The 25,428-nt window shown below is 64.6% G+C and carries 20 protein-coding genes and 1 tRNA gene; 13 read left to right on the top strand and 8 right to left on the bottom strand.

Features of this window, described 5'->3' with window-relative positions; all coding sequences use genetic code 11:
* Window positions 1-59 precede the first annotated feature (59 nt).
* Both OCH7691_RS17335 and OCH7691_RS17330 read right to left on the bottom strand, forming a co-directional pair.
* On the bottom strand, window positions 60-1,070 hold the full coding sequence (locus OCH7691_RS17335; RefSeq protein WP_085885150.1) for an ABC transporter ATP-binding protein: 1,011 nt from the start codon (window positions 1,068-1,070) through the stop codon (window positions 60-62).
* A gap of 17 nt (window positions 1,071-1,087) precedes the next feature.
* Window positions 1,088-2,131 carry an ABC transporter ATP-binding protein gene (locus OCH7691_RS17330; protein WP_217808112.1) on the bottom strand — a complete coding sequence of 348 codons (1,044 nt, stop codon included), beginning with the start codon at window positions 2,129-2,131 and terminating at the stop codon, window positions 1,088-1,090.
* A 204-nt stretch (window positions 2,132-2,335) separates the two neighbouring features.
* On the opposite strand from OCH7691_RS17330, the gene OCH7691_RS17325 reads away from it, so the two are divergent.
* The 7 genes from OCH7691_RS17325 (at window position 2,336) to OCH7691_RS17295 (ending at window position 12,015) form a co-directional block, all read left to right on the top strand.
* On the top strand, window positions 2,336-3,883 hold the full coding sequence (locus OCH7691_RS17325) for an ABC transporter substrate-binding protein (RefSeq protein WP_176245140.1): 1,548 nt from the start codon (window positions 2,336-2,338) through the stop codon (window positions 3,881-3,883).
* A gap of 32 nt (window positions 3,884-3,915) precedes the next feature.
* Window positions 3,916-5,463, top strand: coding sequence for an ABC transporter substrate-binding protein (locus tag OCH7691_RS17320; RefSeq protein WP_085884839.1), 1,548 nt, complete (start codon window positions 3,916-3,918; stop codon window positions 5,461-5,463).
* Window positions 5,464-5,499: 36 nt separating this feature from the next.
* The gene (locus tag OCH7691_RS17315) at window positions 5,500-6,426 is read left to right on the top strand and encodes an ABC transporter permease (RefSeq protein ID WP_085884838.1); all 927 of its coding nucleotides are present in this window, start codon (window positions 5,500-5,502) and stop codon (window positions 6,424-6,426) included.
* Window positions 6,427-6,428: 2 nt separating this feature from the next.
* Window positions 6,429-7,295 carry an ABC transporter permease gene (locus OCH7691_RS17310; RefSeq protein ID WP_176245139.1) on the top strand — a complete coding sequence of 289 codons (867 nt, stop codon included), beginning with the start codon at window positions 6,429-6,431 and terminating at the stop codon, window positions 7,293-7,295.
* A gap of 332 nt (window positions 7,296-7,627) precedes the next feature.
* The gene (locus OCH7691_RS17305; RefSeq protein WP_085884836.1) at window positions 7,628-9,031 is read left to right on the top strand and encodes an MmgE/PrpD family protein; all 1,404 of its coding nucleotides are present in this window, start codon (window positions 7,628-7,630) and stop codon (window positions 9,029-9,031) included.
* Window positions 9,028-10,764 (top strand): class I adenylate-forming enzyme family protein, encoded by a 1,737-nt coding sequence (locus OCH7691_RS17300; RefSeq protein ID WP_085884835.1) that lies wholly within the window; start codon window positions 9,028-9,030, stop codon window positions 10,762-10,764. The genes OCH7691_RS17305 and OCH7691_RS17300 overlap by 4 nt, the downstream gene beginning before the upstream one ends.
* A gap of 45 nt (window positions 10,765-10,809) precedes the next feature.
* Window positions 10,810-12,015, top strand: coding sequence for an acyl-CoA dehydrogenase family protein (locus tag OCH7691_RS17295; protein WP_176245138.1), 1,206 nt, complete (start codon window positions 10,810-10,812; stop codon window positions 12,013-12,015).
* 87 nt (window positions 12,016-12,102) lie between these two features.
* On the opposite strand, the gene OCH7691_RS17290 is transcribed toward OCH7691_RS17295, so the two are convergent.
* Window positions 12,103-13,641: an acyl-CoA carboxylase subunit beta gene (locus tag OCH7691_RS17290; protein ID WP_085884833.1), complete on the bottom strand. Its 1,539-nt coding sequence runs from the start codon at window positions 13,639-13,641 to the stop codon at window positions 12,103-12,105.
* Between the two features lie 259 nt (window positions 13,642-13,900).
* On the opposite strand from OCH7691_RS17290, the gene OCH7691_RS17285 reads away from it, so the two are divergent.
* Window positions 13,901-15,496 carry a rhodanese-like domain-containing protein gene (locus OCH7691_RS17285; protein ID WP_085884832.1) on the top strand — a complete coding sequence of 532 codons (1,596 nt, stop codon included), beginning with the start codon at window positions 13,901-13,903 and terminating at the stop codon, window positions 15,494-15,496.
* Window position 15,497: 1 nt separating this feature from the next.
* Complete coding sequence (locus OCH7691_RS17280) at window positions 15,498-16,346, top strand: alpha/beta fold hydrolase (protein WP_085884831.1); 849 nt, start codon at window positions 15,498-15,500, stop codon at window positions 16,344-16,346.
* Window positions 16,347-16,358: 12 nt separating this feature from the next.
* Here the strand turns inward: OCH7691_RS17280 and OCH7691_RS17275 are convergent, their stop codons facing one another.
* Window positions 16,359-17,741, bottom strand: a complete 1,383-nt coding sequence (locus OCH7691_RS17275) for an aminotransferase-like domain-containing protein (RefSeq protein ID WP_085884830.1) — start codon at window positions 17,739-17,741, stop codon at window positions 16,359-16,361.
* 335 nt (window positions 17,742-18,076) lie between these two features.
* Between OCH7691_RS17275 and OCH7691_RS17270 the strand changes: the two genes are divergently transcribed.
* Window positions 18,077-19,705 carry a class I adenylate-forming enzyme family protein gene (locus OCH7691_RS17270; RefSeq protein WP_085884829.1) on the top strand — a complete coding sequence of 543 codons (1,629 nt, stop codon included), beginning with the start codon at window positions 18,077-18,079 and terminating at the stop codon, window positions 19,703-19,705.
* 85 nt (window positions 19,706-19,790) lie between these two features.
* Here OCH7691_RS17270 and OCH7691_RS17265 read toward each other — a convergent pair whose 3' ends face one another.
* The 4 genes from OCH7691_RS17265 to OCH7691_RS17250 all read right to left on the bottom strand — a co-directional run bounded on the left by OCH7691_RS17265 (window position 19,791) and on the right by OCH7691_RS17250 (window position 23,377).
* On the bottom strand, window positions 19,791-20,663 hold the full coding sequence (locus tag OCH7691_RS17265) for a TauD/TfdA dioxygenase family protein (protein WP_085884828.1): 873 nt from the start codon (window positions 20,661-20,663) through the stop codon (window positions 19,791-19,793).
* Between the two features lie 94 nt (window positions 20,664-20,757).
* Complete coding sequence (locus OCH7691_RS17260) at window positions 20,758-21,897, bottom strand: LLM class flavin-dependent oxidoreductase (protein WP_176245137.1); 1,140 nt, start codon at window positions 21,895-21,897, stop codon at window positions 20,758-20,760.
* 294 nt (window positions 21,898-22,191) lie between these two features.
* Window positions 22,192-22,268 (bottom strand) — tRNA-Pro (locus tag OCH7691_RS17255).
* An 86-nt stretch (window positions 22,269-22,354) separates the two neighbouring features.
* A complete protein-coding gene (locus OCH7691_RS17250) occupies window positions 22,355-23,377 on the bottom strand; it encodes a polyprenyl synthetase family protein (RefSeq protein ID WP_085884826.1) in 1,023 nt (340 codons plus the stop codon).
* A 114-nt stretch (window positions 23,378-23,491) separates the two neighbouring features.
* Here OCH7691_RS17250 and OCH7691_RS17245 point away from each other — a divergent pair, with 114 nt between their 5' ends.
* From OCH7691_RS17245 to OCH7691_RS17235, 3 genes are read left to right on the top strand one after another with little or no spacing between them, the layout of a single operon-like run.
* A complete protein-coding gene (locus tag OCH7691_RS17245) occupies window positions 23,492-23,719 on the top strand; it encodes a putative signal transducing protein (RefSeq protein ID WP_085884825.1) in 228 nt (75 codons plus the stop codon).
* Window positions 23,697-24,491: a tRNA1(Val) (adenine(37)-N6)-methyltransferase gene (locus OCH7691_RS17240; RefSeq protein WP_085884824.1), complete on the top strand. Its 795-nt coding sequence runs from the start codon at window positions 23,697-23,699 to the stop codon at window positions 24,489-24,491. Before OCH7691_RS17245 ends, OCH7691_RS17240 begins: the two co-directional genes overlap by 23 nt.
* 43 nt (window positions 24,492-24,534) lie before the next feature.
* Window positions 24,535-25,398 carry a S49 family peptidase gene (locus OCH7691_RS17235; protein WP_370853122.1) on the top strand — a complete coding sequence of 288 codons (864 nt, stop codon included), beginning with the start codon at window positions 24,535-24,537 and terminating at the stop codon, window positions 25,396-25,398.
* Window positions 25,399-25,428: the final 30 nt, after the last annotated feature.

Here is a 25,428-nt window from a genome sequence, read left to right as displayed (position 1 = left end):
CGGATCCACCGCCGGGCTTTTTCTTGCTTGGTATCCCCGGCCCTTTGGGAAGGGAGCCGTCAGCGCAGGTGGCAGGCGGCCCAGTGATTCGGCCGAACCTCGCGCAGTGCCGGCACCTCGCTCTTGCAGGCGGCGACGGCGACCGGACAGCGGGTATGAAACGGGCATCCGCTCGGCAGCGACACGGGACTTGGCACGTCGCCTTTCAGGATGATGCGGTCGGCGCGCTTGCGTTTCGGATCCGCGACCGGGACCGCCGAGAGCAGGGCCTCGGTATAGGGATGTTGCGGTGTCCGGAACAGCGCGCGGCGCTCGGCAAGCTCTACGATATGGCCGAGATACATCACCGCGACCCGATGGCTGATATGCTCGACCACCGAGAGGTCGTGCGCGATGAACAGGTAGGAGAGGCCGAACTCCTCCTGCAGATCCATCAGCAGGTTGATGACCTGGGCCTGAATGGAGACGTCGAGAGCGGAGACCGGTTCGTCGGCGATGATCAGCTTGGGGTCGAGCGCAAGCGCCCGCGCGATGCCGATGCGCTGCCGCTGGCCGCCTGAGAACTCGTGCGGAAAGCGGCGTATCTGGTCGCTGCGCAGGCCGACTTTCTGGAACAGGGCCGCGATACGATCTTCCTTCTCCTGTCCGGACGCGATGCCGTGAACGGTCAGCGGTTCGCCGACCATGTCACCGGCCGTCATGCGCGGGTTCAGCGAGGAATACGGGTCCTGGAAGATGATCTGCATGCGGCGGCGGTAAGGGCGCATCTCGCGCCGCGACAGGTCGGCGATCTCGGTCCCGTCGATCTGGATGGAACCGGCCGTCGGATTGATCAGTTTCAGGATCGTCCGGCCGACTGTCGACTTGCCGCAGCCGGATTCCCCGACCAGGCCGAGTGTCTCGCCATGATCGACATGGAATGAGACATCGTTGACGGCGTGAACGACCTGTTGCGAGCGGGACAGCAGACCGCTTTGCAGCGGGAAATGCTTTCGAAGTGCCTTCACGGCGAGAACCGGCGTGGCCTTGTCCGTCTGGCCGGCCGGGACGCTTGCGTCGACCTTGTTCATGTTGTTCTCCCGGATCTTCAGGCGACGTCGACGGGCGGTGCGTTCCAGCACGCCGCGATGTGATGATTGTGCTTGGTCTCGAGTTCCGGCTGCCGTCCGTGGCAGATCTCGGTCGCTTCCTGGCAGCGCGGCGCGAAGGCGCATCCGGGCGGCAGGTCATAGAGCGCCGGGACGGTCCCGGGAATCGTTTCCAGCCGCGCCCGGTGATCGTCCGGGGCATCGAGGTCGAGCTTCGGGATCGCCCGCAGCAGGCCGCGCGTATAGGGATGACGCGGCGTTTCGAAGAGTTCCTCGACGCTCGCTTCCTCGACCTTGCGGCCGGCATACATGACGACGACCCGCTGGGCCATCTCGGCGATGACGCCGAGATCGTGGGTGATCATGATCACCGCGGTGCCCAGCACCTCGCGCAGTTCCTGCATCAGTTCCAGGATCTGTGCCTGGATCGTGACATCGAGCGCGGTGGTCGGCTCGTCGGCGATCAGCACCTTGGGATTGCACGAAACCGCCATCGCGATCATCGCGCGCTGACGCATGCCGCCGGAAAGTTCATGCGGATAGGAATCGACCCGCTTCTCGGGCACCGGGATATGCACCAGCTTCAGCATCTCGATCGCGCGATTGCGCGCCTCTTGCCGGGACATGTCCTGGTGCAGCATCAGCGGTTCGATGATCTGCTCACCCACGGTCATCACCGGGTTGAGGGCCGTCATCGGCTCCTGGAAGATCATCGAAATGTCGTTGCCACGAATGTGACGCATCTCGGCATCGCTGATCTTCAGCAGATCCCGGCCGCCGTAATGCACCGTGCCGCCGACGACGCTGCCCGATCGCGGCGGGATCAGGCGCAGGATCGATAGCGACGTGACGCTTTTCCCGCATCCGGATTCGCCGACGATGCCGAGAACCTCGCCGCGATGCAGTTTGAAGGACACTCCGTCGACTGCGGGGACAATTCCCTGGCGCGTGAAAAATTGCGTCTTGAGGTCCTTGACCTCGAGCACGACCTCCGGACCCGCCACAGGTTCGGTGTCATGCCGCTCGATTGTCTCGGTTTCCACGAGTCAAATTCCTCCCAACCGTTCCGGAGCTGCGTTGTTATATGGTGCGCTCCAACTCTGGCAGTGGCAGCCTATTCCGGAAAAACAATGAATACAATCGTTGACATATTAAAACATTTTGCCGCATTCTGAGCTACACAATAGGTGCAAAAATGCATCATGAGATTGGTATTGTACCAAATCTGGGCAAAGGGGAGGACGAGCATGCGGAAACTCAAAACGATAGTGGGAGGCGCCCTGATCGGGAGCGCGCTCCTGACCGGCGCCGCGGCGCCGACATTTTCGGCCGAAGATGGCAAGATTGTCATCGTTCAGCCGGTTCTGCGCCAGCAATTCGATCCGACCGGGGTTATCGCGACGACCGATTTCCTGGTCCATGACAATCTGTTCGACGGCCTGATCAATCTGACGGAAGAGGGCCTCAAGCCGGCGCTCGCCCTGAGCTGGAAGGTATCCGCCGACGGCCTGCAGATCGACTTCAAGCTTCGCGAGGGCGTGAAGTTCCACAACGGTGATCCGTTCACCGCCGAGGACGTCAAGTTCTCCTTCGAGCGGGTTATCTCGCCGGACAGCATCCACGCCTACCGCAAGCCGTTCCAGAAGGCGATGGAGAGTGTCGAGGTGCTGGGGTCGCACGACGTCCGGTTCCACCTGAAAGCACCCTGGCCGGGCTTCTTCACCGGCGCCCGTAACGCGCTCGTCGGCATTGTCCCGGCGGCCTACTACCAGAAGGTCGGCACCGAAGGCTTCCAGAAAGCGCCGATCGGCACCGGTCCGTTCAAGCTCTCCGAAATCAAAGCGGGCGAGTGGACGGAATTCACCGCGAACGAAGATTACTGGAACGGCGCGCCCGAGATTAAGGCCGTCCGCAAGATCCTCGTGAAAGAGCCCTTCACCCGCTACGCGATGCTGACGAAGGGCGAGGCCGATATCCTGATGGACATCACCGGGCCACTGCTCGAAAAGATCCGGGAAAACAAGGAAATCCGCATGGTGTCCGCGAAATACAGCGGCACGTCCGGGTTCTACTTCAACAAGACCTCATTCCCCGAATCGCAGGACAAGAATGTCCGCATGGCGTTTGCCCATGCGATCAATCTCAAGGACATTGCTGACAATGTCCTCGGTGGCGTCTGCGAGCCGGCGGCGAGCATTGCAACACCGGCGACGTTCGGCTTCCTGCCGGGCCTGAAGCCGATCGAATACGATCCGGCGAAGGCGAAGCAGCTTCTGAAGGAAGCCGGTATCGAACCGGGCAAGGAAATCACCTTCCTGCTGCACACGGAATCGTTCGGTTCCCTGCCGAACGCGCCGCAGACCCTGGAATCGATTGCCGGTTACCTGGAAGCCGTTGGCTTCAAGGTCACCCGGGTGCCGGTCGACAGCGGTGCGTATCTCCAGATGTACCGTGGCGGCAAGCAGCCGGACGTCTTCTACGGTCCGTCGTCCATCCCCGACGACGCCTCGCTGACGATGGATGGGTGGTTCCTGCCGGGTTCGGTCTGGTCATCGGGCAATATCAACGAGCCGGCCTATGTCGATATCTACAATCGTCAGTTGGTCGAGACCGATCTCGACAAGCGGATTGCCATCATCCAGGAGTTCCTGAAGCTCGAGGACGAGAAGCGTACCGGGTTGCCGCTGTTCTGGTGCAGCACGCCCTTCGCGATCGGTCCGCGGGTCAAGGATTGGACGCTGGGTCTCGGCAGTGGTTACCACATGAACCTCGACACCGTGAAACTCACCAACTGAACGTTCGTTAGCGTCAAACAGAAAGTACAAAGATGCGTCGACTGAAGACATTGATGGGTGCGGCACTGGTCGGGAGCGTGCTCCTGACCGGCGCCGCGGCGCCGGTATTCGCCGCGGAGGATGGAAAGGTTGTCATCGCGCAACCGCTCCTGAGGCAGCAGTTCGATCCGACCGGGGTTGTCGCGACCACCGATTTCCTGGTGCATGACAATCTTTTCGACGGCCTGATCAACCTGACGGAGGAGGGGCTCAGGCCGGCGCTCGCGGTGAGCTGGACGGTCTCCGCCGACGGCAAGCAGATCGACTTCAAACTCCGCGAGGGCGTCAAGTTCCACAACGGTGATCCGTTCACGGCCGAGGACGTCAAGTTCTCCTTCGACAGGGTCATGGCGCCGGACAGCGTTCACGCCTATCGCACGCCCTTCCAGAAGGCGATGGAGAGCGTCGAGGTGCTGGGCACGTACGACGTCCGGTTCAATCTGAAGGCACCGTGGCCGGGCTTCTTCACCGGCGCGCGCAATGCGCTCGTCGGCATCGTTCCGGCAGCCTATTACCAGAAGGTCGGCACCGAGGGGTTCCAGAAGGCGCCCGTCGGTACCGGTCCGTTCAAGCTTTCCGGCCTGAAGCCGGGCGAGTGGACGGAATTCACCGCGAACGAAGACTACTGGAATGGCGCGCCGGAAATTAAGGTTGTCCGGAAAGTCCTCGTGAAGGAGGCTTTTACGCGGTATGCCATGCTCGCGAAGGGCGAGGCAGACGTCCTGATGGACCTTACCGGGCCGCTGCTCGAGAAGATCCGCGAGAACAAGGACATCCGCATCGTTTCCGCGAAATACAGCGGCACGAGCGCCATTTACTTCAACAAGACCTCCTTCCCCGAGTCCCAAGACAAGAGGGTTCGGTTGGCGGTCGCGCACGCGATGAACCTGAAGGATATCGCCGACAACATCCTCGGCGGCGTTTGCGAGCCGGCGACGAGCATCGCAACCCCGGCGACGTTCGGCTTCCTGCCGGGCCTGAAACGGAACGAGTACGATCCGGCGAAGGCGAAGCAGCTTCTGAAGGAAGCCGGTATCGAACCGGGCAAGGAGATCACCTTCCTGCTGCACACGGAATCGTTCGGGTCCCTGCCGAACGCCCCGCAGACACTGGAATCGATCGCCGGTTATCTTGAGGCCGTTGGTTTCAAGGTCACCCGCGTGCCCGTCGACACCGGCGCCTGGCTGCAGGCATTGCGCGGCGGCAAGCAGTCGGACGTCTTTTACGGACCGTCGTCCATTCCCGACGACGCCTCGCTGACCATGGACGGCTGGTACCTGCCGACGTCGGTCTGGTCATCGGGCAACATCGACGAAAAGGCCTATGTCGATATCTTCAGTCGCCAACTCGTCGAGACCAATGTCGAGAAGCGCGTCGCCATCATTCAGGAGTTCCTGAAGCTGGAGGACGAGAAGCGTACCGCGGTTCCGCTATTCTGGTGCAACACGCCTTTCGCGGTCGGCCCGCGGGTCAAGGGGTGGGAGCTGGGCCTCGGCAGCGGCTACCACATGAACCTGGATACACTGAAGCTCGCTAACTAATAGCCCTTGGGCGAATAACCGGGAGGAAGCGGGGGCATGTCCAGCCGTTTCGTTATCCAGCGGCTGGTTCAGACGCTGCTTACCATCCTGTTACTCAGTGTCATCGTGTTTGCGTTGGCGCGGCTTTCCGGGGATCCGGTGGCGATCATGGCGCCACCGGAGGCCTCCGAGGCCGATCTTGAGCAACTTCGCGCCAAGCTCGGCCTCGACCAGCCACTCCCGGTGCAGTACTGGCGCTTCATCAGTGATGCGGTTCAGGGCGACTTCGGGATGTCGATCAAGTGGAACACCCCGGCCGTCGACATCATGATTGACCGGTTCCCGGCGACCATCCTGCTGGCAACGACATCCATGATCTTCGGTTTGCTGCTCGCACTGCCGGTCGGCATCCTGTCGGCGGTCAAGCGCGACACCTGGTTCGACAATGTCGGCAAGGTCGTCGCACTGACCGGCCAGAGTATGCCGACCTTCTGGTTCGGCATCCTGCTGATCCTGTTCTTCTCGCTGTACATTCCGATTTTCCCGACGTCGGGCTACGGCACGATCTGGCATTTGATATTGCCAAGCATCACGCTCGGCGGCTTCGTGGCCGCGTCCATCATGCGTGTCACCCGATCGGCCATGCTGGATGCGCTCGAGGCCGACTATGTCCGGACCGCCCGAAGCAAGGGGCTGTCCGAGTGGCGCGTGATTCTGGTCCATGCACTGAGGAACGGGGCCATCCCGATCCTGACGATCATCGCCTTGCAGGCCGCGACAATCCTCCGTGGCGCGGTGGTCACCGAATCGGTTTTCGCCTGGCCCGGGGTGGGAAAGATCGCCGTCGATGCCGTCTATTCCCGCGATTTCCCGCTGGTGCAGGCGGCCGTCCTGTTCATGGGCGTCGTGTTCCTGTTCATCAACCTGCTCGTCGACTTCATGTATGTGCTGCTCGACCCGCGCATCAGTTACCTGAAGAAATGACCATGAAAACAAATGTCATTGAACCGGGGGCAACGGTGGTGAAGCAGCCGCGAAACCGTATTTCCTGGCGCACGATCATTCCGGCGACGTTCCTGTTGATCGTCGTGTTTACCTCTGTATTCGCCGACGTTCTTGCGCCTTACGATGCGAATACGCAGAATCTCAAGGCGTTCCTGACCGAACCGGGGTCAGAGTTTGTCATGGGATCCGACGCGCTCGGTCGCGATATCTTCAGCCGACTGATGCACGGCGGCCGGGTCTCCCTGCTGGTCGGCGTCAGTTCTGTCGGCGTCGCCATCATCATCGGTGTCCTGATGGGGATCATGTCGGCGATGATCGGGGGATGGATCGGCGAGGCAATCATGCGCCTGACCGACCTCTTTCTCTCGCTTCCGTCGGTGCTGATCGCACTGGCCGTTGCGGCAACGCTCGGGCCCAGTCTGCTCAACGTGATCCTGATCATCGGCTTCATCTACTGGGCACCTTTCGCCCGAATGGTTCGCGGTGAGGCCCTGTCGATCCGTGAACTGGATTATGTGCAGGCGGCCTACGCGGTCGGCTGCGGCCCGCTCAGACTGCTCTGGCTGCATATCCTGCCGAATCTGGTCAATACGATCATCGTCATGGCGACGTTGCAGATCGCAGCGGCAATCCTGCTGGAATCGACCCTGTCGTTCCTCGGCGTCGGCGTGCCGCCGCCAATGCCGACCTGGGGCATGATGGTTGCCGAGGGCCGGCCTTACGTCGAACTCGGCTGGTGGACCGTGTTGTTCCCGGGCCTGGCGATCATGATCACCGTGCTTTCGACCAACCTGCTCGGCGACGTCCTGCGCGATCGGCTCGATCCGAAATTCAACCGCGCGCGTTGATCCGGATGCCCTGCCGCTTCGTGCGGCAGGGCTTTCCCGGTTGCCGCCATACCAACACAGCCTTGTCCGGGACCTTCGCCGGACGGAATCAGGCGGGAGCGCGCAGGCGCTTCCGCCTGTTTCCGTTTTCCCCCGGACTTCCCGTCGAGCCATTGCGGTTCCGGTGAATGCGGCCGGAGCCGGGCGAGGCACCGGAAATTGGTAACAATGCGGGCGTGTCGCGCGGATTCAGGTTTGCAATGTCAGGCAAATAGAGCTTAATGTACCCATATTAGGGGCAAAAAATTGCATCAATATTGATACATTGCCTCTTGTGATGGGGAGGACGTGCCATGACGCGCAGACGGCTGGAGCCCACCGAGACATATGCCCACCTGCTGGCGGAGCATATGGCGTCCACCACGCTTTCGGATATCCCGCCGAATGCGGTGGCGGCGGCGAAGCGGATCGCCCTCGACAGCATAGGCGTTGCCTGGGCGGCCACGGATTCCCCCGGTTCGGCAGAGCTCCGCGATTTCGCGGTTCGCGAAGGCGGCGCGGCCGATGCGACGCTGTTCGCCTTCGGCGACCGCGTACCGGCGGCGATGGCCGCGCTGGTGAACGGCACGCTCGCCGGCGCGCTCGATTACGATTGCCTGCACGAGCCGTCCGTCATGCATTGCGACATTGCCATCCTGCCCGCGGTGCTGGCGGTGGCGGAACGCCAGAAATCCAGCGGCAAGGCGTTTCTCGAGGCCCTTGTCCTCGGAAACGATCTCGCCTGCCGAATGGGCCTTACAACCTCCGAGAACGGCGGCTGGTTCTATTCCTCACTCTACGGATGCCTCGCCGCGGCGGCGGCGTCGGCCAAACTTCTCGGCCTCGACGCGCCGGGCATCCGGAATGCGATGGGAATCGCGCTGGGCAGCGCCGGCGGCAGTCGCCAGTCCAACATCGAGCGTAGTTACACCAAGCGCATGCAGACCGCGTTCGCGGCGCAGACCGGCGTACAGGCGGCCTTGCTGGCCGCGACCGGCATCATTGGCCCGGCCGCGATCCTCGAGGGCAATGCCGGTATCTGGGAGCTCTACGAGGCGGGTGATCCGACGCCGATGCTGGACGGACTCGGCAGTCGCTACCTGAACCCGGAGATCAGCCTGAAGAAGTTCCCGAGCTGCGCCTGCAATCATGCGGCGGCGGAGGCGGCGCTCCGCATTGTCCATGGGGAGGGCCTGGGCGCCGGCGACATCGCGCGGGCCAGGGTGACGATCACGCCGTACATGCAGCAGATCACCGGCGGCCCGTTCCGGCCCGGCGACACGCCGCAGGTGAACGCGCAGTTCAATATCTTCTACTCGGTCGCCTCTGTGCTTCTGCGCGGCCATCTGGGGGTCGAGGACATCATGCCGCCGGCCATGTTCGACCCGGCCATCGGTCCGATGATCGAGCGCATCGAGGTCGTCGTCGACGAGCGTCTCTCGACATTGCTGGCCCCGGCGACGGTGGAGATCGAAACGGTCGATGGACGCCATTTCAGCGAACAGGTCACCGGCATGCCGGGGACGCCGGAGGCGCCGCTTTCCGACAGCGAGATCGATGCAAAGTTCCGTTCCTGCACCGGTCGTGGCGTCGACCCGCTTGAACCGGCACGGGCAGGGGTGCTTGCCGCGCGGATGCTCGCGGTCGAGGAGGTCGCCGACATGGCGCATTTCTTTGAAGACATCGCGCGCGACGACGCCGCCCGGCAGGCCGCATGATCGACAAGCCTGCCAGCATGACATCCGACCGCACCATCGATCATCCTGACATGGAGGCGGGCACCGCGATGCCCCCGACCCCCGGCGACTCCGTCGATTGGAGGAATTCGGTCTTCGCGGACGCGATCGACTGGGCCGCAACGGTGCATGGCGATCGCGAGGCGGTCGTTTGCGACGGCGAACGGATCACTTATCGCGAACTTGCCGAACGGGTGCGGGCCTTTGCGCGCGGACTGATCGAATTCGGTATCGAGCCGGGCGAGCATGTCTGCCTGTGGATGTCCGATCGCATCGAGTGGATGGTGGCGCGCTGGGCGGTACCCTACGCGGGCGCTGTCCTGGTGCCACTCAATACGCGCTTCCGCGACGCCGACACCGGCTACATTCTGAAACAGTCCGACAGCGTGATGCTGATCGTCGAGGACGGCTTCGAGAATATCAGTTACTTCGACATCCTCGCGCGCCTGGTCGCCGACTGGCAGGAGCAGGATCCCGCCGGCTGGCAGGTCGGGTCGTTGCCGCGGCTGCGCCGGGTCATCGGGCTGGGTGCGGAATTGCCCGGAAGCATGTTGCGCTTTGCCGATATCGAAGCGAGCGGCCGCGCCCTCGCCGGTCAGGACGATGAACTGGATCGCCGCCGCGCCGCCGTGCGGCCGTCCGATATCGCCCAACTGCTTTACACCTCCGGCACGACGTCGCTGCCCAAGGGCGCGATGGTCCGCCATGGCGCGCTTTTGCAGAGCAATTTCGGCACCGTCGCCCGGCTTCGGCTTGGACCCGACGACCGCTTTCTGGCGCCCGTGCCGCTGTTTACCGCGACCGGCACCGGTTACACGCTGTCGACCCTGTTCGCCGGCGGCGCCTTCGTCATCGGCAGACGCTTCTCACCGGCAAGTTTCTGCCGCCTGCTGCAGGACGAGCGGATCACCTTCACATTTTTCGTCGACACCATGGTGCGCGATCTGGAGGACTTCGAGGGCCTCCGGGACTTCGACTACAGCCATCTCAGGACCGGTGCGGGCGGGCCCTTGTCGCCGGCCGGTCTGTGCTGGGTGGTCGAGGCCTTCGGCGCGACCGAGATGTGCAACGTCTACGGTATGTCGGAGACGTCGAACGCGATCGCGCGGTCCTGGTGGCACGAGCCGCTGGCGCTTCGGGCGGAGACCAACGGTCTGCCGGTGGACGGCGTCACCGTCCGTATCGTCGACAACGATACCGGCGCTGACCTGCCGCCCGGCAAGATCGGCGAAATCCGGGTTTCCGGCTACACGCTGATGGCCGGCTACTACAACCGGCCTGAGGACACCGCCGAGACCTTCGACGACAAGGGCTGGCTGCGCACCGGGGATCTCGGCGAACTGACCCCGAGTGGCCACCTGGTCTATCGCGGACGGTTGAAGGAAATGATCAAGCCGTCCGGCTTCAACGTCGCGACTTCCGAGATCGAGGACTTCGTCAACCGGTTCCCGGGTGTCGGCGAGGCGGTTGTCGTGGGCGTTCCCGACCGCCGTCTCGGCGAAGCCGCGTTCGTGTTCGTCAAGGCGCGACCCGGCCAGACCGTCGAGCCTGCCGCGCTGATCGAGTACTGCCGCAAGCACACCGCCAGCTTCAAGGTGCCGCGTCATGTTCGCCTCGTCGAGGCGTTTCCCATGACGAGCAGCGGCAAGGTTCGCCGCCTCGAACTCAAGGAACTGGCCCGTCGCCTCGTGGAAGGCGAAATAGCCGAAACGTGAATGTCGTTCGTCGTGCCGGCGGACAATCCCATGGGAGGAACTGACATGAATTACTCGATGACCGCGGAAAACCGCGGGGGAAGCTTCATCGACCCGGTCGATGCGCTTAATGCTCCGGAGATCCAGGAACTGGGCGAACTGGCGGTGACCAAGTTCCGCGAACGCAGCATCCTCTACGATCCGGAATGCAAGATGCCGGAGGCCAATATCCAGGATCTCTTCGAGCGCGGCTGGCTCACCGCGACGATCTCGAAGAAGTGGGGCGGCAAGGGGAGCAATCTCGATACCGACGATCCGGCAAGCTATCTCCAGGCCATTCGCATGACCGCGCGCGGTTGCGGATCGACGGCGCATTGCCTGCAGGCCAACATTCACAACAACTGGATACTCGACGTCCTCGGGACCGACGACCAGCACGAGCGCTACATCAAGCCGCAGATGGAGAAACCGGTGATGGTCACCGGGATCGGCAGCGAGCCCAACCGTCGTCACATGTACATCATGACGACCAAGGCGAAGCCGCTCGACGACGGCGGCTATATCGTCAATGGCGTGAAGAACTACGCGACCAACGCGCCGATGATCATCGTGGCGATCGCCTTTGCCTCGGTCGAGGGGATCGAGCACTGGGCGGACAACCACCTGATGACCCTTATCGAGCCGGGGCAGGAAGGCGTCGAGATCGACCATGACTGGTACCGGCCGATGGGCATGCGCTCCGCCGTGAGCTCGCTGGTCACGCTGACCAATGCGCATGTGCCGAAGGAAAACATCCTGGGCGTCCCCGGCATCTATCCCCGCCAGCGCTGGCAGGGCAAGTATCACCTCGGTTTCGCGGCCAACTATCTCGGCGTCGCCGAAGGTGTCTACCAGTGGTTCCGCGACTATATCGTCAAGAAGGGCAAGGCGAAGGACCCGATCGTCCTGCTGCGCGCCGGCGAAATGAAGATCCAGCTTCAGAACGCGGAATCGACATTCCATGACGCAATCCGGTCCTGGAAGACGAAGTCCGTCGTCGAGTCCGAACTGCTTTCGATGGCCGCGAAATTCACCACCGCACGAGCAGCGCTCGACGTCTGCGAGAAGGTGACCATGGCGTCCGGTTCGACGGCCCTGTTCGACGAATTCCCGCTCGGCCGCGCCATCGCCAACGTGCAGACCCATATCCAGCATGCCGGCCATGACCGCACGGCCCAGATCATCGGGCAGTCGGAACTGGGCGAGGAGTTCGATTCCACGATGCAGCGCTGAGGCGGCAGTCACGCCACGACGAAAACGGGCCGGCCGATAGGATCGGCCGGCCCGGACTGTCGGAGCCCCTCGGAGCCCCTCGGGGCCTCAGGGGTCGATGCGGTGCTTGAACCCGGTTTTGCGGGTTGCCGCGGTACGCGTGATCATGTCGGCGATCACCGTGCGGGTCTCGGCGGGATGAATGATGTCGTCGATCAGCGCCAGTTCGGCCGCACGATAACAATCCGCATCCTTCTTCGCCTTCTCGATCAGCTCGGCCCGGAGCGCGTCGGGGTCGTCTGAATTGGCGATCGCCCGGGCATGCACGAGTTCGACCCCGGCCAGCGGGCCCATCGGGTCGAAGTGCGACGTTGGCCAGCCGACGATGACGTCCGGATCCATCGGTCTGCCGCCGAGCGCCAGGTAGGCGAGGCCGATTGCCTTGCGGATCACGATGGTCGCCTTCGGGACCGTGCAGCCCGCCATGGTGTTCAGCAGGCGCGCGGCCAGGCTGACCATGCGCTTGTTCTCGATCTCCGGACCGACCATGAAGCCGGGGCAATCGATGAAGAAGGCCAGCGGGATGTGGAAGGCGTCGCAGATATCGACGAATTTCCGGGCCTTGATCGCCGCCTTGTCGTCCAGGGCGCCACCGAGGACCATCGGGTTGCTGGCAACGAAGCCGACCACCTCGCCGTTGATCCGGCCCCAGCCGGTGAAGAGGCTGCGCCCGTAGCTCGCCCGGTAGGGGAACAGCTTGCCGCCGTCGACCAGGAGGCTGACCAGTTCATCGCCCTTGTAGGGCTTCCGGCCGTTCTCGCTGACCAGCGCGGCGATGCGTTCGCGGCCCTCCTCCGAATCCACGGGTGCCGGCTCCGGCGCGGCCGAGGGCGGCGCTTCGTCCGCGTTGGACGGAAAATAGGAGAGGAAATCGCGAACCGACTGCAGCGCGCTCCGCTCGTCATCCGCCAGATAGTCGGCCTGGCCGGTTTCCCTGGCGCTCTTCACGGCGCCGCCGATCTCCTCCATCGTGACCTCGCGGCCGAGCCCGACGCGTACGAGCGGCGGTCCGGACATGCCGATATAGCCGTTGTCCCGGACGATGCTGACGAAATCCGACTGCATCGCCGTGAAGGACGGACCGCCGAAACATGCGCCAAGGAAAACGGCGCATTGCGGGACCTTGCCGGACATCTGGAAATGCTCGAGGAAGCGATATCCGACGTCGGCGGCAATCGCGCCGCTGATTTCCTGGAAGCGACCGGCGCCGGCCTCCATGAGCGTGATGTACGGGGCGCCGTGTTTCAGTGCCAGGGTGCGGATGCGGTTGGTTTTCTTCTCGGCGACCCGGCCGCGGGTGCCGGCCTGTACCGTCCGGTCCTCGGACGTGACATAGACGATTCGCCCGTTGATTGTGCCATAGCCGCAGACCAGCCCGTCAGCCGGCGTTCGGGCATGCAATTCGGGCAATTGGCTGCGCGCGAGAACACTGATCTCGACAAACGAACCCGGATCCAGCAGCACGTCGAGGCGCTCCCTGGCGTTCAGCCTGCCGGCGGCGGCGTGTGCCTGAAGCTTCTCCGGACCGCCCATCGCCTTGCCCAGGCGTCGTTTTTCTTCGAGATCGTCCAGTAACGATTTATCCATCGCGCTTTGCCGCTTCCATCATTTTTATCTCGCTGCCCGAAAGCCCGTGAAGGACCTGACGCCGATCCGGCAAGCCGGCATCGTCGGTCAATTCGATTGCGCGTCGTGGCAAGTTTGGCTTGATTGAGGCTGACAATGCAAGCAATAATGAGACAAATTGTACCCCAATGATCGGTTCAAATTAGCGTATCCGGCAACCCGGATTCGCCGTCACCGGAGTGACGGGGCCGACCAGGAGAAGCCCGAGGAGGCCACGTCGATGAATGCCTATTCCGTCGCGCAACTGCACAAAATGCGATCGGCCAGCGAAACGCGCGACTGGGCGCTTCTCGACGTGCGCGAGCGCGGCGAGGCCGATGCGTGCCATATCTTCGGCGCAAGCTCGGTGCCGCGGCGGCAACTCGAATACCGGATCGCCGATCTCGTCCCCGCCCAGTCGACACGGATCGTCGTCTATGATGACGGGGACGGCCGCGCGGAACTCGCGGCGGCGACGCTTCGGCAGATCGGCTATGCCGAGGCGGGGCACCTGGACGGCGGCCTGCCGGCCTGGCGTGCTGCCGGGCATCCGGTCATCTCCGGCTCGAACGTTCCGTCAAAGGCCTTCGGCGAACGGGTTCATACGGAGGAGCATCCACAGGCACTGACCGCGCTCGAGGTGAAGCAGCGGATGGATGCCGGCGAGAACATGGTCATCTGCGATGTGCGCACGCCCGGCGAATACCAGGAGGGGCATATCCCTGGCGGTTACGAGGCGCCGTCTTTCGACCTGGTCCTGAACGCCTACGACCTCGCCCGGAAGCACGACACGGTGATCGTCAATTGCGCCGGCAGGACGCGCAGTATCATCGCCGCCCGCACGCTGCATCTTCTCGGTATCGAGAATGCCTATGCGATGGAGAACGGCACTTCCGGGTGGCTGCTGGAAGATCTCGCGCTCGAGCGCGACGTCATGCGACAGCTCGATGCGCCGAGCGCCGCTTCTGCCGAACAGGCGAAGGTGACGGCGGCCCGGCTCGCCGACCAGGTCGGTGTCGGGATCGTGTCGAATGACGAACTGGCAACGCGGATCGCCGAACGGGGCGCGCGAAACGTCTATGCCTACGACGTACGCAGCCTCGATACCTATCGCGACGGTCACATCCCGGGGACGGCGGCGTTGCCCGGCGGGCAGGCGATCCAGCGCGCCGACGACTTCTTCGCCGTGCCGGATGGCGAGATCCTGCTGGTCGATGACGACGACGCCCGGGCGGCGCTTACCGGCTACTGGCTGCGCCGGATCGGCTACCCGCATGTGTCCCGGCTGGCGGGTGGCTTGCCGGGGTGGCGAAAGGAGGGGCGGCCGGTGGAAACGGGCCGGCCTCGGTCCGAACCGCGCGGCCTTGCGGCGGCCGCTAAGTCGACGAGTTTCGTCGATGCAGCATCCGCGCGCGAGATGATCGGCGGGCCGACGGCGGCGACGGTGATCGATGTCGGGCCGAGCCGTCAGTTCGCCCAGGGTCATCTGCCCGGCGCGCGCTGGCTGCCGCGCGGCTGGCTGGAACTGCGCATCGGCGACATCGCCGACAAGGGCACGGCGCTGCTCGTGACCGCCCGGGAAGAAAGCCAGGCGGTCTTCGCCGCGGCAACGCTGGCCGAACTGGGCTACCGGAACGTCACCGTGCTTCGTGGCGGCACGCCCGCCTGGCGGGCGGCGGGGGAAACGCTCGGCAAGGGCGAACCCGCCGAAGAATATGGCGGTGCCGACTATGTCCTGCCGCCTTACCAGCAGGGGAAGGAAGGCATGCTTCGCTACCTGAAATGGGAGATCGAACTCGTGGAAGGGTCCGGGCCGGCCGTCGAAGGCCGCCTCTGAGATGTCCGGAGCCCTGGATCTCGATCTTCCGGAGCGCCTGGCCCGGTCGTCGCAGCGGGTCGCGACGCCATGCGGCGATGGCGAGATGGCCTGGCGGGTCTGGGGCGAGGGGCCGCCGATCGTGCTGCTCCACGGCGGTCACGGCTCCTGGGAACACTGGATCCGCAATATCGAGCCGCTCGCCCGACACGCCCGGGTCATCGCCTGCGATCTGCCCGGGCTCTCGGATTCCGACCCGTTGCCGCCGCCGGTCGATGCGGGCCGGCTGGCGGAGGTCGTCGTCGCAGGCATCCGGCGGCTGGTGCCGGAAGGGGCGCTGCGGATGGCCGGTTTCTCCCTCGGATCGGTGATTGCCGCGACCGCCGCCGTCCAGCTGGGCGACCGGGTCCGGGAACTCTTCGTGCTTGGTCCGGCCGGTCTGGGCGAGGGCTGGCGGGACAATGGCGAAGGTATGCTGCGCCGCCCCTACAAGGAATCGGAAGAGGCCCAGCGGGCCGTTGTTCGCCACAATCTCGAAGTCAGCATGATCGGCGATCCCGCCCGGGTCGACGATCTCGCGATCGACGTTCATTACCGGGTGACATCGCGTCGGCGCCGGCTGATCGGGATGCCGATCTCGTCTTCGACGGCGCTGCTGGACGCACTGGAAAGCATGGCATCGCGCTCGCACGTGATTGCCGGGGAACATGACCGCTACCTGATGCCGGATGTCGCAACCTGCCTCGACAATCTACGTGGCAGGTACCCGGCGCTCAGGACAACACTGGTGCCGGGCGCCGGCCACTGGGTTGCCTATGACGCGGCAGATACCGTCAACGAATTGCTGGACGGTCGGGCGACCGACAGCTGAACCGGCGGCGGCTCAGACGACGGCCACCCAGGCCTCCGGCTCGTCCTCCATCAGGCGAGCCAGCACCGAAACACCGCGACGCAGTGTCTCGTGAGTGGGAGCGCCCTCGACGGAAATGCGCACTGCGCTGAGATGCTGGCGACGATCGGCCAGGAAGTTGTCTCCGTCGGTGACGTTGACGCCTTCGCGGAGCGCCGCGGCAACGAATTCATGCGCCCGCCAGGGCGAGGGCAGTGGCAGCCAGGAGAAGAATGCGCCGGGATGACTGTGCAGCCGGTTCGATTTCAGCGTTTCCGTGAGAATGGCCTGGCGCTGCATAGTCTCCTTCAGGTTCATCGCGACGATCTTCTCGGCCGCACCGGTTGCAAGCAGCACCGACATGATGTCGGAGACCAGCGGCGATGCGCCCAGCGAAAGCGTGTGGAGAATGCGTTCCAGCCGGTCGATATGCCGCTTCGGCGCGACCATGTAGCCAAGCCGCAGCGCCGGGCTCAGGCATTTCGACAGGCTCGTGATGTAAATCGTGTGGTCCGGCGCCATGCTGGCGATTGGCGGTGGCCGGTCGGTCAGCATGCCGCCCGCCGTGTCATCCTCGATCACCAGCAGATCATGCTTGATCGCCAGGCGCGCGATTTCCTGCCGTCGTTCCAGCGGCATCGAGGCGGTCGTCGGGTTGTGAAGCGTCGGCTGTACGACCAGGGTGCCGCTTATCCCGGCGGCGCAGGCGCGGTCGAGCGCCTCCGGCACCAGGCCGTATTCGTCGATCTGCAAACCGTGCAGCTCGATCTCGTGAATGGCGCACATCGCGCGCAGGCCGGCATAGGTGATGCTTTCGCCGAGCACCCGCTTGCGCCGAAGGAAGGCATTCAGCGCGACATTCAGGGCGATCTGTGCGCCGGCGCAGATCAGCACCCGGTCGCCGGTCACCTCGAGACCGTAACGGGTCAGCCACTGGGCGCCGTCGCTGCGATGCGACGGGAACCCGACGGCCGGCGGGTATTTGTGCAGCGGGTGCAGCCCGGTCTGCCCGATCGCCTGGATCGCGGCGTCGGAGATGATGGCGTTCGCGCTGCTGACCGGAGCCCTGAAGCAGGCGAGATCGAGGGCACGGGTCGGCGAGCCGTCGCTCGTGAAGTCGACCTTCGGCGCATTCTGCCACGTGCCACGCACGAAGGTTCCGCGGCCGACCTCGCCGCTGACCAGTTCGCGCTTGTTCATCAGCGCGTAGGCGCGGCTGATCGTGCCGACGGTCACGCCCAGCTGACGTGCCAGGTCGCGCTGCGGCGGGAGCCGCGTGCCGGCGGGCAGGTCGCCGCGTTCGATCGCGTCGGCATATGCGTCGGCCACAGCCAGATAGGTCGGGCCTTCTCGATCGGATATGTCAAGCGTCCACATGATTTACCCTGGCTATTGTATCTATTGACGCCTGTAAATTGACTCTATTAGTGTCCCAAATTATCCTAACACCATTCGGACATATTGTTCGAGTGAATCCGGCAATCGAATTCGATATCACCTGTCGGCGTTTTCGCGGGATTGGGGCGTCACGGCCCTGAAACACGGGAGATTCAATCAATTCGATGGTTCGGCCGCGGCTGTCGCGCTGCGCGAAAATCAAATAGACCTGCCCATCTAATCATCTTTCGGTTGAGGTTGTCCATAATGACGTTCCTGACAGAGCGATTGTTGCCGTGCATTGAAGTGAAATCAATCCCGGAAAGGGGGCGCAAATGAACCCCTATATCGGTTTGAGCTACGGCCTTGCCCTCGACAGGGTCGTGGCGACCTTCGGCGACCGCGAAGCCCTGGTCTTCGAGGACCGGCGACTGAGCTTCACCGAGGCCCGCGAGGAAATCGACCGGGCCTCGGCGCGCCTCGGCTCGCTCGGCCTCGCGCGCGGCGACAAGGTGTCGATCTGGATGCCGAATCGCCCGGAATTCATCTGGTACTGGCTGGGTGCCGCGCAGATCGGCCTGGTGCCGGTCGTGCTGAATACCCGTCTGAAGCTCGAGGAGGCTGCTTACCAGTTCGAGCAATCGGACAGCCGGGCCATCATTGTCCCGGGCGACGGGGCGTTCCACGATTTCCTCGGCGACGTGCTGACGCTCTGTCCCGAACTCCAGGACGGGCCGCTCGGCAGCGACGGCGCGTCCCGCCTGCCCAAGCTCCGCCACGTCATCGCGATCGATCCGAGCGAGAAAGGCGCTTCCGGCGTGACGCACTGGCCCGGCCCGAACGATTCCGCCTTGCCGGTTCCGCCGCTCGAGACCAATCCGGATGCGCCGGGCATGATCGCCTATAGTTCGGGAACCACGGCGCTTCCGAAAGGCGCGATGCTGAACCACACCGGCTTCCGCAAGGCCTGGGATCACGGCGAACGGTTCGATCAGCAGGCCGACGACAGGCTGTTCCTCGCGGTGCCGCTGTTCGGCATCCTGGCGAATGTGAACGGCGTGCTCACCTGCTGGAGTCGCGGCTCGTGCGTGGTACTGGAACGTCGCTTCGATCCGCGACGGGCGATCGAGGTCATCGAGCGCGAGCGCTGCACGTTCACCTACCTGTTCCCGATCATGATCGAGCAAATTCTCAATCATCCGGATTACCGGCCGGAGCGCACCCGGTCGCTGCGTACCGGCATCATCTCCGGTACCGATGGCGAGGTGATGCGGCGGGTCGCCGAGGATCTCAGGATGCCGGGCTACCTGACCAGTTACGGCATGACGGAGACGTCCTCGGCCGTTACCCGCACCTACTGGACCGATCCGGACGATATTCGTCGGACGACGCACGGCACGCCGCTGCCGGACATCGAGGTGGAGATCCGGGATATCGCGAACGATGCGCCGTTGCCGGCCGGCCAGGAAGGCCAGATCTGCATCCGTGGCTACAACATCATGATCGGCTACTACAACAATCCGGAGGCGAACGCTGCGGCGTTCTCCGACGACGGATTCTTCCGGACCGGCGATCTCGGGTACATGACGCCGGAAGGCCGCATGGTCTTCCTCCGGCGAATCAAGGATGGCTACAAGCACAAGGGCTTCAACGTCTCGACGTCCGAGGTCGAGAAGGCGCTCGCCGAGCATCCGGATGTCAGTGAGGCGGCAGTCGTCGGGCTGCCGAACCGGCTGGCCGGCGAAGTCGGCGCAGCGTTCGTCATCGCGGAGCCGGGACGGACGATCGACCCGACCGACATCCGGAGCTTTCTGAAGAGCCGGCTGGCGACCTACAAGCTTCCGGCCCATGTCTTCCAGGTGGACGAATTCCCGCTGACCGCGGGCACGGGAAAGATCCGCAAGTTCCAGCTTCGGGACATGGCGATCGCCTCCCTGAAAGCCAAGGCAGACAGCCGGCAGTGACACCCGTCGCCGGATCGGCCGGACCGGACGCTCGCGGGTTGTTCGCGGTCCGATCCGGCCGGCGGCGGCTGTGCCGGGCGTGGCGCTAGCCCGAGATGCCGCGCGGCTCGTCGCCGTCAATCTGCACCCGGCGCATCCGCCGCTTCTCTCGGTAATCGTTCGACGCGAAATGCTGCGTGCAGCGATTGTCCCAGATGGCGACGCTGCCGGGCCGCCACTGGAAGCGGACCTGGAACTCCGGCATCATCACCTGTTCCATCAGCAGGGCCAGCAGATGGCGGCTCTCGACGTCGGAGACCGACGGGATCCGTCGCGTGTAGCTCGAATTGACGAACAGCGCGCGGCGGCCGGTGACCGGGTGGACGCGGACCACCGGATGCAGGACCGGCGGGGGCACATCAAGCCCGGTTGCCGGGAGATCGGCCCGGTCGATGAAGCGCAGCCTGATGAGGTTGTTGTCGTGCTGGGCGACCAGCCCGTCGATATGCGCCCGCAGGCCCGGGGAGAGCGCCTCGTAGGCCGCGTACATGCTGCTGAACAAGGTATCGCCGCCGACGCTCGGTGTCTCTTCCGCATAGAGCACGGATCCCATGGGCGGGGCGACAAAGTCGGTGTTGTCGGTGTGCCAGCGGCCGCCGACATTGGCCTGGGTGCCGTCGCTCTCGATCAGCGAGACATAGTCGTGGCCTTCGTATTTGGGGAGCTTCTTCGAGTAGGTCGGATTGCCGAACCGCCTGGCCAGTTCCAGCTGACGCTCGACCGGCAGGTCCTGGTCGCGGAAGAAGATCACCTGGTGTTCCATAAGCGCGGCATGAATGACCGCGAAGGTGGCGTCGTCGACGCCGGCCCCCAGGTCGATGCCGCTGAGTTCGGCGCCCAGTGCGGGCGCCAGCCGGCGTATCTCGATTCCGGTCGTCGTGTCACGATTCACGGCGGTATTGATCGCGTGCAGGGTCATCGGTCGCTCCTTCCGCTTCCGGCAAGTTTTCTTGCATCTGGATTGATTGTCAGGGCCTTCATTCGATTTGACTGGGCATGGTTCGACAGGTTGCCTACCAGCCGTGATTGCGCTCTGCCGGCGGCTCCCAGATGCCGCGCGCAGCAAGCCGGGGCATCAGCAGCGCGCCCAACTGGCGGATCTCGTCGGGTGACCAGATCGGCAGGGTGATGACGATGCCATCGGCGTTGAACTCGCGATGCAGCATCTCGATCTCATCGGCGACCGCATCGGCCGAACCGTGCATCTTGCGTGCGCCGCTGACCGAGCCGATCTCGCGCATCTGCAGTTCGCCCATCTGGGTATAGATGTCGTCGTAGGTGCTGATCTGGGCACGCACCGCGTTGAGATACTCGACGACCAGATCGAGATCGACATTCTCGGCGACCCAGTCGGAGTATTTCTGCGCCTCTTCGGCGGTTTCGCGGACGCAGATGCTGGCATGCATCTGGACCCTGATGTCACTCGCCTGGCGCCCGCTTTCGACGGCGATATTGCGCATGTCCCCGATACGGCGGAGCAGTTCGTCCTTTGCCATTCGGCCGGGAAGAAAGGTGTAGTCGGCATAGCGGCCGGCAAAGGCGCGGCCCGCGTCCGAGGCGCCGGCACTGACGACCAGCGGGCGGGGCTTCTGGACCGGTACCGGGGCGACGATCTGCCCCTTGACCGTGAAATAGTCGCCGGCGAAGTCGAGCGGCTCGCCGGACCAGGCCTGCATCATGACCTCCATCGCCTCGGCGGCCCTCTGGTAGCGCTGGTCGTGATCGAACTGGCCGACGGCCTCCGGGTCGAGCGGCGGGCCGAACGATCCGGCCCCGGTTACCACGTTGATGCCCCAGCGCCCGTTGCTCATGGAATCCAGCGTCGCGCCCATGCGCGCGATGGTCAGCGGGTGATGCCAGGAGGTGTGCAGGGTCGTGATGCAGCGCAGATGGGTCGTCTCGCCGAGCACCGTCATGGCGAGCAGCGGCGCCATCAGCAGCGGATCCCGGATCCGCGCCTCGTGGGTCTTCGGGCCGTAGGGCGCCATGCCATCGGCCATGAAGACATAATCGAACTGGGCGTCTTCGCAGGCCCGGGCCACGGCCCGGTGCGTCTCGAAACTCTCGAGCGGCATGTTGGCGTCGGCGACGGTTCCCGACAACGCGTGGTCGGCATAGAAATTCGGGTAGAAAAGTCCGATTCGAATGCTCAAGGCGCTCCCTCCTGCCGCACGGATCCCGGCCAGGGACTGCTGCCCTGTTGCGAACGCACGATTTAGACGGCCGATAATCGAATTGTTACAAGAATTGTACCATTGTCAACGGCATAATGTAGCACAATATCGCCGACAATGTGCGGGCAATCGCCGATCGGAAGGTCGTGCGACCGGTATGATGGCGGGATCGGGTTGGATTGTTCCATGCGCCGATCGGCAGGATAGCCGGCTGGCCGTCCTGGAAACGAAAAGGCCCCGCCGGATGACCGGCGGGGCCTTTCGCTTGTCAGCTGGTCGGGGAGAGAGGATTCGAACCTCCGGCCCCTACGTCCCGAACGTAGTGCTCTACCAGGCTGAGCTACTCCCCGATGCGGACTGTGACGGGCTTATAGCCGGATCGGCGGGCTATCGCAAGATGACCTGACGACAAAAAATCGACGCTTGTCGCGGGCCGTCAGTGCGCCCGGCCGATGGAGAAATCGATCGCCTCGATCAGCGCCTGCTTGACCTCCGAATCCGGGAAAATGCCGAGCGCGTCCCGAGCCATGGCGCCGTAATGGCGGGCCCGTTCGATCGTCCCGTCGAGCGCGCCGTGCTTGCGCATCAGCTGCTGCGCCGTGGCCAGGTCCTTCTCGTCCTGTTCGCCGTCCTCCATCACCCGACGCCAGAACCGGCGTTCCTCCTCGTCGCCCCGGCGGAACGACAGCAGCACCGGCAGGGTGATCTTGCCTTCCCGGAAGTCGTCGCCGACGGTCTTGCCGAGCGTTGCCTGGCGGGCGGAGTAGTCGAGCGCATCGTCGACCAGCTGGAAGGCGATGCCGAGATTGCGACCATAGCTTTCCAGCGCGTCCGCCTCGACCCGGGGGCGTTCGGCGACGGCGGCGCCGACGCGGCAGGCGGCCGAGAAGAGCGCCGCGGTCTTCGCCGCGATCACCTCGAGATAGGCGTCCTCGGTCGTTTCGGTGTCGCCGGTCGTGACAAGCTGCATGACCTCGCCCTCTGCGATCACGGCCGAGGCATTCGAGAGAATGCGAAGCACCTCGAGCGAGCCGTCGGCGGTCATCAGCTGGAAGGCCCGGGCAAACAGGAAGTCGCCGACGAGGACGCTCGCCTGGTTGCCCCATACCGCGTTCGCGGTCGCGTTGCCGCGCCGCAGGTTGCTCTCGTCGACCACGTCGTCATGCAGGAGCGTCGCGGTATGGATGAACTCGACGCAGGCCGCGAGACTGATATGGCGGTCGCCCCGGTAATTGCAGAGCCGGGCGGAGGCCAGGGTCAGGATCGGGCGGAGCCGCTTGCCGCCCGCGGCGACAAGATGGCTGGCCAGCGTCGGGATCAGAGCCACCCGGCTGTCCATGCGCTTGACGATCAGTTCGTTGACCGCTTTCAGGTCGTCCTTGACGAGACCCATCAGGCGGTCAAGCGATACCGGCCCCGCGGCGTTCTTGTCACCGCTCAAGGGAACAACTATGGCCACTCTATTCCTCACACCCTTTAACTTGACGGCGGAATTCTTGGCACTGAGCATAGATCGCCGCATTGTGCGGTCAAGCCCGCGCGGCGGACTGCGGCGGCAAACACGGGATAGGGTATGGTTGAACTCCTTCGCACCACGGACCCGGTACTTTTGTCCTTCGTGGAGAGCCTGCTGCGGGGTGCCGGCCTGGGTGTCCTGGTGTTCGATACGCACACCTCGATTCTCGAGGGCAGCATCGGCGCGATCCCCCGTCGCCTGATGGTGGCCGACGACGAACTGGCCGATGCGCGCATCCTCCTTGACGATGCCGGGATAGACTATGACCGTCGCATCCGAAGCTGACGCGATACCTCCCGCCTTCGATGGCGATGACTGGAGCCGGGATGCCTTCCTCGGCGGACGGCTCTGGCTCTGGCAGCCGCGGCGCGGCTTCCGGTCCGGTTCGGATGCGGTGCTGCTGGCGGCCTCTGTCCCGGCCGCGGCCGGCGAGCGGGTGCTCGATATCGGCTGCGGCACCGGCGCCGCCCTGCTTTGTCTCGCCTCCCGGATCTCCGGTCTCACTCTCGTCGGCATCGAGATCCAGGACGTCCTGGTCGAGGCGGCCCGCCGCAACCTGGCCGACAACGGCCTGGACGGGAACGCCGCGATCGTCGCCGGCGACATCGTCGGGTCGACGGCAATGGCGGGCGACGCGCGGGGCTTCGACCATGTCTTCACCAACCCGCCGTTCTTCGCCGCGGGTCGGGGCCGCGCCTCGCAACTGGCCGGCCGCCGCCTTGCCCGCCATGAGGGCGAGGTCGATCTCGGCCGCTGGATCGGTTTCGGCCTGCGCCGGCTTCGTCCGGGCGGAACGATCACCGTGATCCACCGGACGGAGCGGCTGGCGGAACTGCTCGCCGCGCTCGGCGCGGGGACCGGGGCGATCCGCATCCTGCCACTCTGGCCCAGCCGCGACCGTCCGGCGAAACGGCTGATCGTGCAGGCGGTGAAGGGGGCGCGGGCCGCGCCGGTGCTGCTGCCGGGCCTTATCCTGCATACGGCCGGTGAAGAACATTACTCGGTCGAGGCCGATGCGGTGCTGCGCGGCGGGGCAGGGCTCGACCTGCCGCGCTGAGCGGCGCTTGTACCCGCATGCGCGACGTCTTATCTAACCGGCCATGTCCATGACCGATCGCCTGAGATCCCTGCTGCCGGCGCGCTTCCGCGAGCGCCCGCCCGTTGTCGCCGTCATCCGCCTGGCCGGCGTGATCGCGCCCGGCGGCAGCCCGCTGCGCGGCCCCAATCTCAATCTCGCCGGACTGGCCGGCCCGATCGAGCGGGCCTTCTCGATCAAGGGCGTCAAGGCGGTCGCGCTGGTCATCAATTCGCCCGGCGGATCGCCCGTCCAGTCGGCCCTGATCTCCGCCCGGATTCGCCAGTTCGCGGCGGAGAAGAAGGTGCCGGTCATCGCCTTCACCGAGGATGTCGCGGCGTCCGGCGGCTACTGGCTGGCGCTTGCCGCCGACGAGATCTATGCCGACGAGAATTCGATCGTTGGCTCGATCGGCGTCGTCTCGGCCGGCTTCGGGTTTCCCGGCCTGCTCGACAAGCTCGGGATCGAGCGCCGGGTCCATACCGCCGGCGAGGAGAAGGCGCTGCTCGACCCGTTCCGCCCGGAGCGCGAGGAAGACATCGCGCGCCTCAAGGAACTGCAGGGCGACATCTATGACAGCTTCAAGGCGCATGTGCAGGACCGCCGCGGCGACCGGCTGAAGACGCGCCGGGGCAAGGAGATTTTTTCCGGCCGTGTCTGGACCGGCCGCAAGGCCCTCGCGCTCGGCCTGATCGACGGGATCGGCGAGTTGCGGGGCGAGATGCGCCGGCGCTATGGGGAGAAGGTGAAGCTGCGCTTGATCGGCGGCGAGAAATCGTGGCTCCGCCGTCGCATGGGGCTGGCCGGAAGCGGCGGCGCCGAGGCCCTTGTCGACGCCGTCATGGCGCGCCTCGAGGCCCGATTGCACTGGGCGCGCTTCGGGCTCTGAAGGACGCCGCTTGACCTTCGCGGCAAACGC

This window comes from Oceanibacterium hippocampi, assembly GCF_900172325.1.
In the GTDB taxonomy this organism is placed as follows: Bacteria; Pseudomonadota; Alphaproteobacteria; order Sneathiellales; family Sneathiellaceae; genus Oceanibacterium; species Oceanibacterium hippocampi.
The sequence above is the reverse complement of the archived record's forward strand: the minus strand, read 5'-3'. Positions and strand labels throughout refer to the sequence as shown.